The sequence below is a fragment of the Phyllobacterium sp. 1468 genome, assembly GCF_031455525.1.
GTDB lineage: Bacteria > Pseudomonadota > Alphaproteobacteria > Rhizobiales > Rhizobiaceae > Phyllobacterium.
In genome coordinates this window covers 665515-677437 of record NZ_JAVDSX010000001.1, presented here as the reverse complement: position 1 = coordinate 677437, position 11923 = coordinate 665515, and the positions used below count along the sequence as shown (strand labels likewise).

General features: G+C 58.8%; 14 protein-coding genes. 10 read left to right on the top strand and 4 right to left on the bottom strand.

Annotated features, from left to right (window positions below; translation table 11 throughout):
• Positions 1-4 precede the first annotated feature (4 nt).
• Positions 5-352 carry a 2Fe-2S iron-sulfur cluster-binding protein gene (locus J2X72_RS03315; protein WP_209998712.1) on the top strand — a complete coding sequence of 116 codons (348 nt, stop codon included), beginning with the start codon at positions 5-7 and terminating at the stop codon, positions 350-352.
• A 32-nt stretch (positions 353-384) separates the two neighbouring features.
• On the opposite strand, the gene J2X72_RS03310 is transcribed toward J2X72_RS03315, so the two are convergent.
• Both J2X72_RS03310 and J2X72_RS03305 read right to left on the bottom strand, forming a co-directional pair.
• Positions 385-951, bottom strand: a complete 567-nt coding sequence (locus J2X72_RS03310; RefSeq protein WP_209998713.1) for a L,D-transpeptidase — start codon at positions 949-951, stop codon at positions 385-387.
• Positions 952-1098: 147 nt separating this feature from the next.
• Positions 1099-2037, bottom strand: a complete 939-nt coding sequence (locus J2X72_RS03305) for a nucleoside hydrolase (RefSeq protein WP_310068391.1) — start codon at positions 2035-2037, stop codon at positions 1099-1101.
• A 134-nt stretch (positions 2038-2171) separates the two neighbouring features.
• Here J2X72_RS03305 and J2X72_RS03300 point away from each other — a divergent pair, with 134 nt between their 5' ends.
• The 3 genes from J2X72_RS03300 (at position 2172) to J2X72_RS03290 (ending at position 4061) form a co-directional block, all read left to right on the top strand.
• Entirely contained in the window at positions 2172-2594 is a 423-nt protein-coding gene (locus J2X72_RS03300) for an Hsp20 family protein (RefSeq protein WP_209998715.1), read from the top strand.
• Positions 2595-2650: 56 nt separating this feature from the next.
• Positions 2651-2908: a DUF1150 family protein gene (locus tag J2X72_RS03295; RefSeq protein WP_112529544.1), complete on the top strand. Its 258-nt coding sequence runs from the start codon at positions 2651-2653 to the stop codon at positions 2906-2908.
• Between the two features lie 184 nt (positions 2909-3092).
• A complete protein-coding gene (locus J2X72_RS03290) occupies positions 3093-4061 on the top strand; it encodes a complex I NDUFA9 subunit family protein (RefSeq protein WP_310068385.1) in 969 nt (322 codons plus the stop codon).
• A gap of 63 nt (positions 4062-4124) precedes the next feature.
• Here J2X72_RS03290 and J2X72_RS03285 read toward each other — a convergent pair whose 3' ends face one another.
• A complete protein-coding gene (locus tag J2X72_RS03285) occupies positions 4125-4931 on the bottom strand; it encodes an undecaprenyl-diphosphate phosphatase (protein ID WP_310068382.1) in 807 nt (268 codons plus the stop codon).
• Positions 4932-5098: 167 nt separating this feature from the next.
• Here J2X72_RS03285 and J2X72_RS03280 point away from each other — a divergent pair, with 167 nt between their 5' ends.
• The 3 genes from J2X72_RS03280 to J2X72_RS03270 all read left to right on the top strand — a co-directional run bounded on the left by J2X72_RS03280 (position 5099) and on the right by J2X72_RS03270 (position 7977).
• The gene (locus J2X72_RS03280; RefSeq protein WP_112529538.1) at positions 5099-5791 is read left to right on the top strand and encodes a glutathione S-transferase family protein; all 693 of its coding nucleotides are present in this window, start codon (positions 5099-5101) and stop codon (positions 5789-5791) included.
• A 153-nt stretch (positions 5792-5944) separates the two neighbouring features.
• Positions 5945-7111: a tRNA epoxyqueuosine(34) reductase QueG gene (queG, locus tag J2X72_RS03275; RefSeq protein WP_310068379.1), complete on the top strand. Its 1167-nt coding sequence runs from the start codon at positions 5945-5947 to the stop codon at positions 7109-7111.
• Entirely contained in the window at positions 7108-7977 is an 870-nt protein-coding gene (locus J2X72_RS03270) for an SDR family oxidoreductase (RefSeq protein WP_209998721.1), read from the top strand. The genes queG and J2X72_RS03270 overlap by 4 nt, the downstream gene beginning before the upstream one ends.
• Positions 7978-8091: 114 nt before the next feature.
• Here the strand turns inward: J2X72_RS03270 and J2X72_RS03265 are convergent, their stop codons facing one another.
• The gene (locus J2X72_RS03265) at positions 8092-9132 is read right to left on the bottom strand and encodes a zinc-dependent alcohol dehydrogenase family protein (protein WP_209998722.1); all 1041 of its coding nucleotides are present in this window, start codon (positions 9130-9132) and stop codon (positions 8092-8094) included.
• Between the two features lie 123 nt (positions 9133-9255).
• On the opposite strand from J2X72_RS03265, the gene mepA reads away from it, so the two are divergent.
• From mepA to J2X72_RS03250, 3 genes are all read left to right on the top strand, one after another.
• A complete protein-coding gene (gene mepA, locus J2X72_RS03260; protein WP_310068377.1) occupies positions 9256-10272 on the top strand; it encodes a penicillin-insensitive murein endopeptidase in 1017 nt (338 codons plus the stop codon).
• Positions 10273-10388: 116 nt separating this feature from the next.
• Complete coding sequence (locus tag J2X72_RS03255; RefSeq protein ID WP_310068374.1) at positions 10389-10838, top strand: methylglyoxal synthase; 450 nt, start codon at positions 10389-10391, stop codon at positions 10836-10838.
• Positions 10839-10859: 21 nt separating this feature from the next.
• Positions 10860-11888: a glucokinase gene (locus J2X72_RS03250; protein ID WP_209998726.1), complete on the top strand. Its 1029-nt coding sequence runs from the start codon at positions 10860-10862 to the stop codon at positions 11886-11888.
• Positions 11889-11923: the final 35 nt, after the last annotated feature.

The window sequence follows — 11923 nt, the reverse complement described above, 5'->3', positions numbered from 1 at the left end:
CCTGATGAGCTCAGAGTCCCTCTATATCCACGTCACCGATCAGCACGGCAAGCGCCATACGCTGGAAGCCCTCGAAGGCTTCCGCGTGATGGAGGTCATTCGCGATTGGGGGCTCGACATCAAGGCGGAATGCGGCGGCGCCTGCGCCTGCGGGACATGCCATGTCTATGTTGATCAGGACTGGTCGGACAAGCTCTTCGAACCGCTTGACGAGGAAATCGACCAGCTCGACGTGACCTTTCACGTCGAGGACAATTCTCGTCTTTCCTGCCAGCTCATAATGACTGAAGAGCTCAACGGTCTCGAAATCACCCTGGCTCCCGACACCCAGCGGGAGAGTGTCGCAGCCTAGAGCAAGTTTTGTCTGAATAGACAAAACTTGCGCTAGATTACGACGACGCGCGCGCCAACCGGCACCCGCGCATACAGGTCCATGACGTGTTCGTTGACCATGCGGATGCAGCCATTCGATACGGCGCGTCCTATCGTCCACGGCTCGGTCGTTCCGTGGATGCGATAATGCGTGTCGCGCCCATTGCGATAAAGATAGAGGGCGCGGGCACCCAGCGGATTATGGGGACCGCCTGCGACACCACCGGCATAGCGCGCATATTTTTCCGGTTGACGCCTGATCATACCATCCGTCGGGATCCAGCGCGGCCATTTCGCCTTGCGGCCGACTTTCGCGACGCCATGGAAGACCCGGCCAGCGCGTCCGACCCCGACGCCATAACGCCGTGCCGTGAAGCTGTCTTCGATCAGGTAAAGAAACCGGCCCCGAGGGTCGATCACCACTGTGCCCGGCGCATAGGATGAATCGTAGGATACATATTGCGGGCTGAATACCGGATCGATGACGAATATTTTCTTCTTCTTTGGCGCTGCCAGCGCAGCTTGCGGCGCCAGCGCCGCTGCGAGTATACCGGTAAGAACACCGCGCCGTGTCAGCATATCAATCCCCAACCTCTCTGCTGTCCATCCTTTGGACACTACTCGCTCAAGGGGATTTTGTCCGAGAATTGCTTATTGATGGTTTACGCGATTTCAACTTTCCGTGAATAAACAACAGGATAGGCTTGGCATTCCAGGGTCAGGACCTTACGGCAGGCGCGCGACGCGTTCGGTCAAAAGATCGAAGAAGCCTTCATCGTCGACATGGCGGATATAGAGCGCGTTCTTGGGACGATCGGTCACGCCCCACCAATCGACGACGGTCATGCCAAGCGTCAATTCGTTCGTAGCGTCGACGACGACGTTGCAATGCCTGCCTCGGTAGAGCTCCGGTTTCAGCACGTAGGCAATGACATTCGGATCATGCAGCGGACCGCCATCACGGCCGTACTTTTCCTCGTCAAACCGTTCGAAGAACTCCAGAAGCGCAACGGAGGCGGCACCGGCCTTTGTCCCCATTGTCCGAAACCGCTCGATACGCTTGGCAGTCGTCAACGTCCTGTGGGTTGCGTCGAGCGGCAGGATGACCACGGGAACGCCCGACCCGAGCACGATCTGCGCCGCATGCGGATCCACATAGATATTGAACTCCGCCGTCGGGGTGATATTGCCGCCTTCGAAGAACCCGCCGCCCATCAGCACGATTTCCTGGATACGCGGTGCAAGCTCCGGGGCGCGAATCAGGACTTGCGCAATATTGGTCAGGGGCCCAAGTGCACAGAGCGTAACGCTTCCCCTTTCCTCGTTGCGTAAAGTCTCGATGATGAAATCAACTGCGTGCTGCTCCTGCAGCAGCATCGCTGGTTCCGGCAGATCGGGGCCATCGAGGCCGGTCTTGCCGTGCACGTGTTCAGCCGTGACCAGCGGGCGCATCAAAGGGCGATCGGCCCCGGCAAAGACTCGCGCGTCAGGACGGCCGGCAAGCTCGCAGATCTTCCGCGCGTTCAATTCGGTCAAAGCCAGTGACACATTGCCGGCCACAACCGTTACTCCAAGGACTTCCAGTTCCGGGCTGGCAAATGCCAGAAGCATTGCGAGAGCATCGTCTTGGCCCGGATCCGTATCGATTATGATTTTACGCGTCATTTCATACTTTCTTTAAGCCTTGAATCGGCTCTCTCTTGAAGTCTGCAGTTCAATCGCCATATCAATGAACAGAAGTGAAATGCCTTAACATCACGGGTTTTGCTTTTAGGTCGCTTTTCTCAAGGACTGCACAAATGACACGAATGACACCGTTTTCAAGCCCCTTGTTGCTTGGTTTCGATTCGATGGAAAAAACGCTGGAGCGTATCGCCAAGTCCGGCGACGGCTATCCGCCTTATAATATCGAGCGTATTCGCGGCAACAATGACCGGGAGCAGCTTCGAATTATTCTCGCCGTTGCGGGTTTTTCCAATGACGATCTCGAAGTGACCACGGAAGACAATCAGTTGATCATTCGCGGCAGGCAGACCGAAGAAGAGAACCGGGAATATCTGCATCGTGGTATTGCCGCACGTCAGTTCCAGCGCATCTTTGTTCTTGCCGATGGAATGCGCGTCAGCGCCGCCGCTTTGAAGAATGGGCTTCTGTCGATCGATCTCGACCGGCCGGAACCCGAACGATTGGTCAAACGCATCAACATTGCGGTTCAGGACTAGTCGTAGCTCTAACTGGACAGGGCCTAAGGAAGGACTGTCCGAACATGGAGGCTATTATGCAAACCACCGATCACAAGAATCTCCTGACCGAGCTTGAATTTGCGCGCCTTGGCGCGGGCCAGGTGGCTTATATGCGCAAGGTCAAAACCGATGACCTCGCTACGAGCTTTCCGGCACTCCCGCCGATGACGCCGGGCGTCGAGCTTTGGGCGCTTTTTGCGGCCAATGGCGAGCCGATCGTGCTTTCCGATGAGCGCGACAATGTGCTTGTCGGCGCGCAGGAACACGAATTGCGCACCGTAATGCTGCAGTAATCAACCAAAGCGCGTGGTTCGGCGGCTTGCCGGGCCACGCATCTGAATACTTCGGGCCTTTCATCCAGGCATGAAAGGCTCCAGCGCGGCAACGCGCCGCGAACTTTGAGCTCCAATTTCCTTTGCGCCGGCGACAAAAGGCATTAAACAGCATCTGTTGCCCGCTTGCATTTAGGAGAGCTCGATGACAATCATAAAGCCAAAACTCGTCACCGTTTTCGGAGGCTCCGGCTTTATCGGTCGTCATGTCGTGCGTGCGCTGACCAAGCGTGGCTACCGCGTTCGGGTTGCCGTGCGCCATCCCGAGCTCGCATTCGATCTGCAGCCGCTTGGCGGCGTCGGCCAGATCCAGGCCGTACAGGCAAATCTGCGTAATCGCGCTTCGATCGATCGTGCGGTTGCCGGTTGCGATCATGTGATCAATCTCGTCGGGCTGCTGTTCGAAAGCGGCAAGCAGAAGTTCAGCACGGTGCACGATTTCGGCGCCCGCGCGGTCGCGGAAGCGGCGCGTGCGGCGGGCGTCCCCCTGACACACATGTCGGCGATCGGCGCCGATGCCCGTTCTCAATCCGCCTATGCCAGCAGCAAGGGCCGCGCCGAGGCGGCCGTGCACGCTATGCTACCGGACGCCATCATCATTCGCCCCTCCATCGTCTTCGGGCCTGAAGACAATTTCTTCAACAAATTTGCCGGCATGGCGCGCATTTCGCCCTTCCTGCCGCTGATCGGCGGCGGCCACACCAAGTTCCAACCGGTCTATGTCGGCGATGTCGCCGAAGTCTTTGCGCGTTCGGTCGATGGCACATTGAAGCCAGGCGCCGTTTACGAACTTGGCGGCGCCGAAGTGCTGACTTTCAGGCAATGCCTCGAGGAAGTGCTGCGTGTCACTGGCCGCAAGAGTATATTCGTATCCATCCCGTTCTGGATCGCCCGAATTCAGGGTTCCATCCTTGGCTATCTGCCAAAGCCACCGCTGACAAGGGATCAAGTCTTGCTCCTGCAACACGATAATGTCGTGTCTCACGCTGCAAAAGAAGAGGGCCGCACCCTGGAAGGGCTTGGTATCCGGCCGCAAACGATCGAAACGATCCTGCCATCCTATCTCTGGCGCTTCCGTGTGCAGGGACAATATTCCAGCCAGAAACCCGCTTAAATCCAGGGATAAAAGTTGCGCCTGCACCCTCCCCTTGTGGGGAGGGTAAGGAGCCGTGCTTGCTTATCGCATCAAAATCAGCGCGACCAGCCCAAGCGTCCCGACGACCAGCCGCCACCATGCGAACAATGCGAAACCGTGGCGAGAGACATAATCCAACAGATAGCGGACGACGAAGACGCCCGAGATGAAGGCTGCAATGAACCCGACGATGATCAGCGACGCATCGTTGAAAGTCAGTATGTGACGGTTCTTGAAGAGATCGTAGGCGAAGGCGCCGGCCATCGTTGGCATCGCCAGAAAGAATGAAAATTCTGCCGCCGAGCGCTTGTCGGTGCCGAGCAGCAGCGCTCCGACGATCGTCGCACCGGAACGCGACGTACCGGGAATCATGGCAAAGCACTGGATCAGGCCGATCTTGAAGCAGAGGCCCAACGGAAAATCCATGACATTGGTATAGCGCGGCTTCAGTTCGACGCGGTCGACCCACAGCAGGATCAACCCGCCGATGATGAGCATCACGCAAATCAGCATGGGCGATTCGAACAGCACGGTCTTGATGATGTCATGGGCGAGCGCCCCGATTACCGCTGCCGGGAGAAACGCGACCAGGATGCCGGTGACGAAACGGCGCGCTTTCGGATCGGTCGGAAGATCGCGTGCAATCTTCGTGAGACGGCCGAAATAGACGCTGAGAATCGCCAGAATCGCTCCGAGCTGTATCAATACCTCGAACGTCTTGCCGTTGGATTCGAAGCCGAGGAAATGCCCGGCGAGCAACAAGTGCCCCGTCGACGAGACCGGCAGGAATTCAGTTATTCCTTCCAGTAAGCCAAGGAAAAGGGCTTCGACAATCGTCTGTGTTTCCATGATACCGCTTTCTTGTAGGTGCCAGCTGGGAGACCGGCTCTTGGTGAAATCCTGTTTACTTGTCTCGTGCTAAGGTTGCGCCTATAGGTTTTGGCGCAGGTCCGACGCGGCTGTCGCGAGACGACGGTGCGGATAAAATACCAGTTTGAAAGATTTACCAATCTGCCATGTTGACGCTCTTCCATCATCCCATGTCCACCGGCTCTCGCTACACCCGGCTTATCCTCAATGAATATGACATTGAAGTGGAGCTGATCGAAGAAAACAGCTGGGCGAGGCGTAAGGAGTTTCTGGCACTCAACCCGGCGGGAACACTGCCCGTGCTCCTGGCGGAAGGCGATGTTCCTGTTTCAGGGGCCTCCGTGATCGCCGAATATATCGACGAAACGCGCGGCGCGCTAAAGCGCAGCCGCCGGTTGTTTCCAGAAGATTCGCTCAACCGCGCAGAAGTGCGACGGCTGGTCGACTGGTTCCTTACGAAGCTCGAAAATGAAGTTACCCGGCATATGGCGCGCGAGCGCATTTTCAAATTGCACATGACCGCCGAACAGGGTGGCGGAGCGCCGGATTCAGGCGCTATCCGTGCTGCCCGGACGAATATCACCCAGCATATGAAATATATCGACTGGCTGACGGCAACGCGCAACTGGCTGGCTGGACCGGCACCGAGCTATGCGGACATGTCCGCCGCCGCTTCGATCTCGATTCTCGACTATCTTGGCGAAATCAAATGGGGCGAATATAAAGCGGCGCGCGACTGGTACACGCGGATGAAATCGCGTCCGTCGTTCCGGCCATTGTTGTCGGACCGTGTGCGCGGCTTGCCGCCTTCGTCGCATTATGGCGACCTGGATTTCTAAATTTGGTGTCGGTGCGTGGTGCGACGAGCTCACCATGAGGGACGTTCATTGATTGCAAGATCGTTCGGAAACGCCAGCGTTTCTTGACTCCTTGCAAAAATACCAACTTCCCTCATGGTGAGCTTGTCGAACCACGCATAAGGCCAGTGCGAGATGATTTTGCACTCCGAAACATACCTACCCTCGCAAGCGCAACGGCTGAAGCAGTTCATCCTGGAGGAATCGCGTGCGGCCGGCTTCGATCTGGTCGCCATCACCCGGCCGGAGGCAATTCCGTTCGCCGAAGCGCGCTTGCGCCAATTTCTGGCGCTCGGACGCCACGCGAGCATGGACTGGATGCAGCAAACGGAACAGCGCCGCGCCAATCCGCACAATCTGTGGCCTGAGGTGCGTTCGATCATCGTGCTTGCCATGAACTACGGGCCGGACAGCGATCCCCTGGCAATCCTCCGGCACAAGGATAAAGCCGCGATTTCGGTCTATGCACAAAACCGCGACTATCATGACATCATCAAGGGCAAGCTCAAAGGCGTCGCCAGCCGTTTCGCCTCCCGCGCCGCGGGTGAAGACCTGAAGGTCTTCGTCGATACGGCACCGGTTATGGAAAAGCCGCTGGCCGAAGCCGCCGGTCTCGGCTGGCAGGGAAAGCACACCAATCTTGTCAGCCGCAGCCATGGCTCGTGGCTGTTTCTCGGCACGATCTTCACCACGGCGGAATTGCCGCCCGATGAAGGCGAGTCAGATCATTGTGGCTCGTGCCACGCCTGCCTCGACGTGTGCCCGACCGATGCGTTCCCGGCGCCCTATCAGCTCGATGCGGGACGCTGCATTTCGTATCTCACCATCGAGCACAAGGAGCCCATCCCGTTCGAATTTCGCAAGGCGATGGGCAACCGCATTTATGGCTGCGACGATTGTCTCGCCGTATGCCCGTGGAACAAATTTGCGGAGACCGCCCGCGAGGCCAAGCTTCAGGCGCGCGACGACCTGAAATCGCCGTCGCTCGCGTCGCTCCTGACGCTGGACGACGCGGCATTTCGCACGATGTTCGCCGGTTCGCCGGTCAAGCGCATCGGCCGGGACCGTTTCATACGCAACGTGCTTATCGCCAGCGGCAATTGCGGCGACCCGGTGCTGGTCGAGACCGTCAAAACGCATCTTGCCGATCCCTCGCCACTTGTGCGCGGTGCCGCCGTGTGGGCCTTGAGTGAACTGATGGATGAAGACCGCTTCGCAGCCCTGCGCACACATGCGGCCGCGCAGGAAAATGATGCGAGCGTCTTGACCGAGTGGAACAAAGCCGCGAAAAATCAACAATGAACATTTTTCTCTTTGGCGCCGGATATTCGGCGCGCACCTTTGCCAAAGTCATTGATGGTCAAGCGGATTTCATCGGCGGGACGACCCGCGATAGCGCCAAATTTTCAGACCTCAAGAAGGATGGCATCACGCCGTTCCTGTTTCATGGTACCCACGCCTCGCAGGAGATTGTCGATGTCCTCGCCGGTGTCACGCATCTCGTCATCTCGACGTCACCCGGGCAGAGCGGCGATCCGGTGCTGGCACAATTTGGCGGAACCATTCGGCACGCCATGCCCAAGCTGCAATGGATCGGCTATCTTTCCACCGTCGGCGTCTATGGTAATCATGGCGGTGCATGGGTCGACGAGAATACGCCATGCCACCCACTTTCCGCCCGTTCCACCGAACGTGTCGCTGCCGAGCAGGGCTGGCAGGAACTGGCGGATGCGCGCGGCGTACCGCTCGCTATCTTGCGGCTTGCCGGCATTTATGGGCCGGGCCGCAACGCTTTCGTCAATCTCGCCAACGGCAGCGCGCGCCGCCTGAACAAGACAGGGCAGGTGTTCAACCGGATCCACGTCGATGATATTGCCGGTGCACTGGTTTTTCTCAGCCTGCGCAAGGAGGCCGGTATTTTCAACATAACCGATGATGAACCTGCACCGCCGCAGGACGTCGTCGCCTATGCAGCCGAGCTGATGGGCGTCGAGCCGCCGGAAGAGACCGATTTCGATACAGCACCGCTGACACCGATGGCACGCTCTTTCTACGGCGAGAACAAACGCGTTTCCAATAAACGCATCAAGGCGCTCGGCTATTCCTTCCGCTATCCCGACTACGGCACCGCCTTCGCGACCATGTGGCGCGATGGAAGCTGGAAATAGCGCTGCTTGCAGTAGAGACCATTTGAGAGTTCAGCCTGACGAGGCAGCCGGTTCGGTTCTCGATAACCGGAGCGCAGAAAATCGCATTGGATGCCTGTCAGGGTGGATTGGTCTCTAAAACCGCGTGATCACGTTGATCCCCAGTCCTTCGAACCGGTCCATCGCCATCAGTGCGGCGGGCGCTTCATCCAGAGTGATCTCCTTGCCGATCAGCTTTTGCGGCTGCAGTTTGCCCGTTTCAAGCATGTCCATCAGCGCCTTGTAGCGGAATGCCTGCATGCCGTGGCTGCCATAGATCTCGAGCTCGTGCGCAATGACCTTGTCCATCGGGATCGGTGGATGCGCATGGTCGCCGAGCATCAGCCCCACCTGCACGTGCCGGCCGCGGCGGCGCAGATTGGCAATGGAGTTGAAACAGGTCGAAGGATGGCCGAGCGCGTCGATGGAGACATGCGCACCGCCCTTGGTGATTTCCCGCACAGAACCGACCACATCCTGCGTCTCGCGGCCATTTATCGTCGCAACAGCGCCAAGGTCGCGGGCGAAGGCAAGCTTCTCTTCGGTCAGGTCGATGGCGATGACATTGCTACCCATCGCCGTCGCGATCATGATGGCCGAAAGACCAACGCCGCCGCAGCCGTGCACCGCCACCCATTCACCCGGCTTGACTCTTGCCTGATCGACCACAGCGCGAAACGAGGTCACGAAGCGGCAGCCAAGACTGGCCGCTGTGGCAAAATCCAGCGTGTCGGGCAGCGCGACAAGATTGGTATCGGCAAAATCCACCGCCACATATTCCGCGAAGGACCCCCAGGCGGTGAAACCCGGCTGAAACTGGTTTTCGCAGACCTGATGGTTGCCGGAATTGCATTCGAAACAATGGCCGCAGCCGCCGACGAATGGCACGGTGACGCGCTGACCGATCTTCCATTGCGTCACATGCCTGCCGATAGCCTGAACGGTCCCGGCCAGTTCGTGTCCCGGCACATGCGGCAGGACGATATCGGCATCGTGCCCCATCCAGCCATGCCAGTCGCTGCGACATAGGCCGGTCGCCTCCACCTTGATGACGACGCCCGTTGTCGCCGGCGTGGGGTCTTCGACCGTCCGCACGTCGGGCGTCTGGCCGAATTGCTCGAAAATGACAGCTCTCATGGGACGCTCCGTTCGATTGGCAGTTATTCACCGCCCTATATTGCGACTTTGCAGCGAATCTGGCCATCATAAAGCCCGGATCGGCGACTCAATTTATCGCGGTCACTTGTGGGAATGGCAATCATGAAATCGAAACCCCTGTTGCGTCTCGCGCTCGGCTTGCTCATTTCGTTCACCAGCGCCGTCGATGCCGTGGCGGTGGACGGTCCCGCCAAGCAGTTGTTCGGTGCGCAGACCTTGCCGACCGTCGGCAAGGCGCAATCGGTGGGCTTCTATGCCAAAGGCTGCCTGGCGGGCGGCGTTGCGCTTCCCACGGACGGCCCAACTTGGCAGGTCATGCGATTGTCGCGCAATCGCCGCTGGGGCAACCCTTATATGATCAGCCTGATCGAGAGGCTATCGCGTGATGCCGCCGTCAAGGCGAACTGGAACGGGTTGCTGATCGGCGACATTTCGCAACCGCGCGGCGGACCGATGATCACCGGCCATGCCTCGCACCAGATCGGCCTGGATGCGGATATCTGGCTGACACCGATGCCGAAGCGGCGCTTCACCGACCAGGAGCGGGAGACGGTTTCGGCAACCTCGATGCTCAAGGGGGATACACTCTACGTTGATCCGCAAAAATGGACGGCCTCGCGCACGGCCCTGTTGAAGACTGCCGCTACTTATCCGGAGGTGGAACGCATCTTCGTCCATCCTGGTATCAAGAAGCAACTCTGCGACACGGTTCAGGGCGATCGCAGCTGGCTTGCCAAGGTTCGCCCCTATTGGGGGCACTTCTACCACTTCCATATCCGCATAAAATGCCAGCCGGGTTCACCCAATTGTACGCCGCAGCAACCAACGGGCAGTGACGATGGATGCGGCAAGCCCCTTGCCTGGTGGTTTACCGATGAGCCGTGGAGAAAGGCCCCGCCACCGAAGAAGCCTGTGAAGCCGAAGGTAATGATGCTTTCTGCTCTGCCAAAGCAGTGCGCGCAGGTACTGGAGGCGCCCGGCCCGAAATCTGTAGAGGAAGTGACCTATGGCGTGCGCGGCAAGGCGGCCCAGCCTGCGTCCGTTGGAAATCCGCCTGCAGCGGTGGCGGAACCGGATGACCAGGAGGTGCCAGACAACCTTCCGGTTCAGGTCCAGTAGCAGTTACAACTCCATATTGCAGCCAAGGTCTTTTTTCCTCGCGGTCTTTTCATGCTGTCGTGAATTGAGTATAGGGTTTCAATCGATTTAGGGTCGGGACCCGACACAGAGTTTTCATGACACAGCCATTTCGCCTCGCGCTGATAGCGCATGACCAGAAAAAGGACGACATGGTGGATTTTGCTCGCACCTACGAAAGGTTGCTTGCACCTTGCGCGATCGTTGCCACCGGCACGACCGGCGGGCTCGTTCAGGATGCATGTCCTTCGCTGACCATCGCGCGGGTCAAGAGCGGACCGCTTGGCGGTGACCAGCAGATCGGTGCCCTGATTGCCGAGGGGAAGATCGACGGATTGATTTTCTTTGTCGACCCGCTGTCCCCGATGCCGCATGATGTCGACGTCAAGGCGCTGATGCGGCTCGCAAGCGTTTACGATATTCCGATGGCCTTGAACCGGGCTACGGCCGAGGTTCTGGTGCAGAAGAGAGGTTTGCTGCGCGATGATGCAGCGGAAAATACACTTACTGCGCCGCGTGCTCCCTCGGACACGCAAAGGTCGCAGTAACACTAAAACAGGGAAGCGATAATGGTTACACAGGCAGATACCGACCACATCATGAAGTTTCCGATCCTGGTTGGTGACATCGGTGGTACCAATGCTCGATTTGCCATTCTGGTCGACGCCTATGCGGACCCGAAGGAATTTCCGGTTCTGCAGACCGCCGATTATCCGACCATCGACGAGGCGATCCAGAACGCCATTCTCGACCATACCTCGATCCAACCGCGTTCGGCGGTCCTCGCCATTGCCGGACCGGTCGAAGGCGACGAAATCGATCTCACCAATTGCGCCTGGGTGGTCAAGCCGCACCAGATGATGGAGACACTCGGCCTTCGCGACATTACCGTGCTCAACGATTTCGAAGCGCAGGCGCTTGCCGTCGTCTCGCTGGAACCCAAGCACCTGGAAAAACTTGGTGGCGGCGCAGGCGATCCGCATGGCAGCCGCGCCGTGCTCGGACCCGGCACGGGCCTTGGCGTCGCCGGCATGGTCCGCGCACGTTCGAACTGGGTTCCGGTGCCAGGTGAAGGCGGCCACGTGGATATGGGGCCGCGCACGCCGCGCGATCTCGAAATCTTCCCGCATCTCGAACATATCGAAGGGCGCATTTCAGGCGAACAGCTGCTCTGCGGTCGCGGCCTGCAGAACATCTACCGCGCGATCTGCAAGGTCAACGGCACTGATGCACCGCTGCAGACGCCGGCCGACATCACTTCGGCCGGCCTTTCCGGAGAATCCGCCGAGGCCAAGGAAACGTTGGCGCTGTTCGTGACCTATCTCGGCCGGCTTGCCGGCGATTTCGCCCTGACGTTCATGGCCCGCGGCGGCGTCTACCTTGCCGGCGGCATCGTCCAGAAGATCATCGCGCCGTTGAAGGATCCGGCGTTCCGCGAGGCTTTCGAAGACAAGGCGCCGCATGGTGATATCCTGCGTGAGACGCCGGTTTATGTCATTACCCATCCGCTCGCGGCGCTCAGCGGCCTTTCCGCATTCGCGCGTACGCCAACCCGCTTCGGTGTTTCCATTGAAGGCCGGCGCTGGCGGCGCGATTAAAGCCTCTCATGCTTGGACGAGAACGTTCCGCCGGA

Excerpts from the sequence above, each read along its gene's own strand:
- J2X72_RS03265 (WP_209998722.1), bottom strand. The coding sequence starts at position 9,132 with ATGAGAGCTGTCATTTTCGAGCAATTCGGCCAGACGCCCGACGTGCGG.
- J2X72_RS03290 (WP_310068385.1), top strand. The coding sequence starts at position 3,093 with ATGACAATCATAAAGCCAAAACTCGTCACCGTTTTCGGAGGCTCCGGC.
- J2X72_RS03315 (WP_209998712.1), top strand. The coding sequence starts at position 5 with ATGAGCTCAGAGTCCCTCTATATCCACGTCACCGATCAGCACGGCAAG.
- queG (WP_310068379.1), top strand. The coding sequence starts at position 5,945 with ATGATTTTGCACTCCGAAACATACCTACCCTCGCAAGCGCAACGGCTG.
- J2X72_RS03255 (WP_310068374.1), top strand. The coding sequence starts at position 10,389 with ATGACACAGCCATTTCGCCTCGCGCTGATAGCGCATGACCAGAAAAAG.
- J2X72_RS03295 (WP_112529544.1), top strand. The coding sequence starts at position 2,651 with ATGCAAACCACCGATCACAAGAATCTCCTGACCGAGCTTGAATTTGCG.
- J2X72_RS03310 (WP_209998713.1), bottom strand. The coding sequence starts at position 951 with ATGCTGACACGGCGCGGTGTTCTTACCGGTATACTCGCAGCGGCGCTG.
- J2X72_RS03250 (WP_209998726.1), top strand. The coding sequence starts at position 10,860 with ATGGTTACACAGGCAGATACCGACCACATCATGAAGTTTCCGATCCTG.
- J2X72_RS03280 (WP_112529538.1), top strand. The coding sequence starts at position 5,099 with ATGTTGACGCTCTTCCATCATCCCATGTCCACCGGCTCTCGCTACACC.
- mepA (WP_310068377.1), top strand. The coding sequence starts at position 9,256 with ATGAAATCGAAACCCCTGTTGCGTCTCGCGCTCGGCTTGCTCATTTCG.
- J2X72_RS03305 (WP_310068391.1), bottom strand. The coding sequence starts at position 2,037 with ATGACGCGTAAAATCATAATCGATACGGATCCGGGCCAAGACGATGCT.
- J2X72_RS03270 (WP_209998721.1), top strand. The coding sequence starts at position 7,108 with ATGAACATTTTTCTCTTTGGCGCCGGATATTCGGCGCGCACCTTTGCC.
- J2X72_RS03285 (WP_310068382.1), bottom strand. The coding sequence starts at position 4,931 with ATGGAAACACAGACGATTGTCGAAGCCCTTTTCCTTGGCTTACTGGAA.
- J2X72_RS03300 (WP_209998715.1), top strand. The coding sequence starts at position 2,172 with ATGACACGAATGACACCGTTTTCAAGCCCCTTGTTGCTTGGTTTCGAT.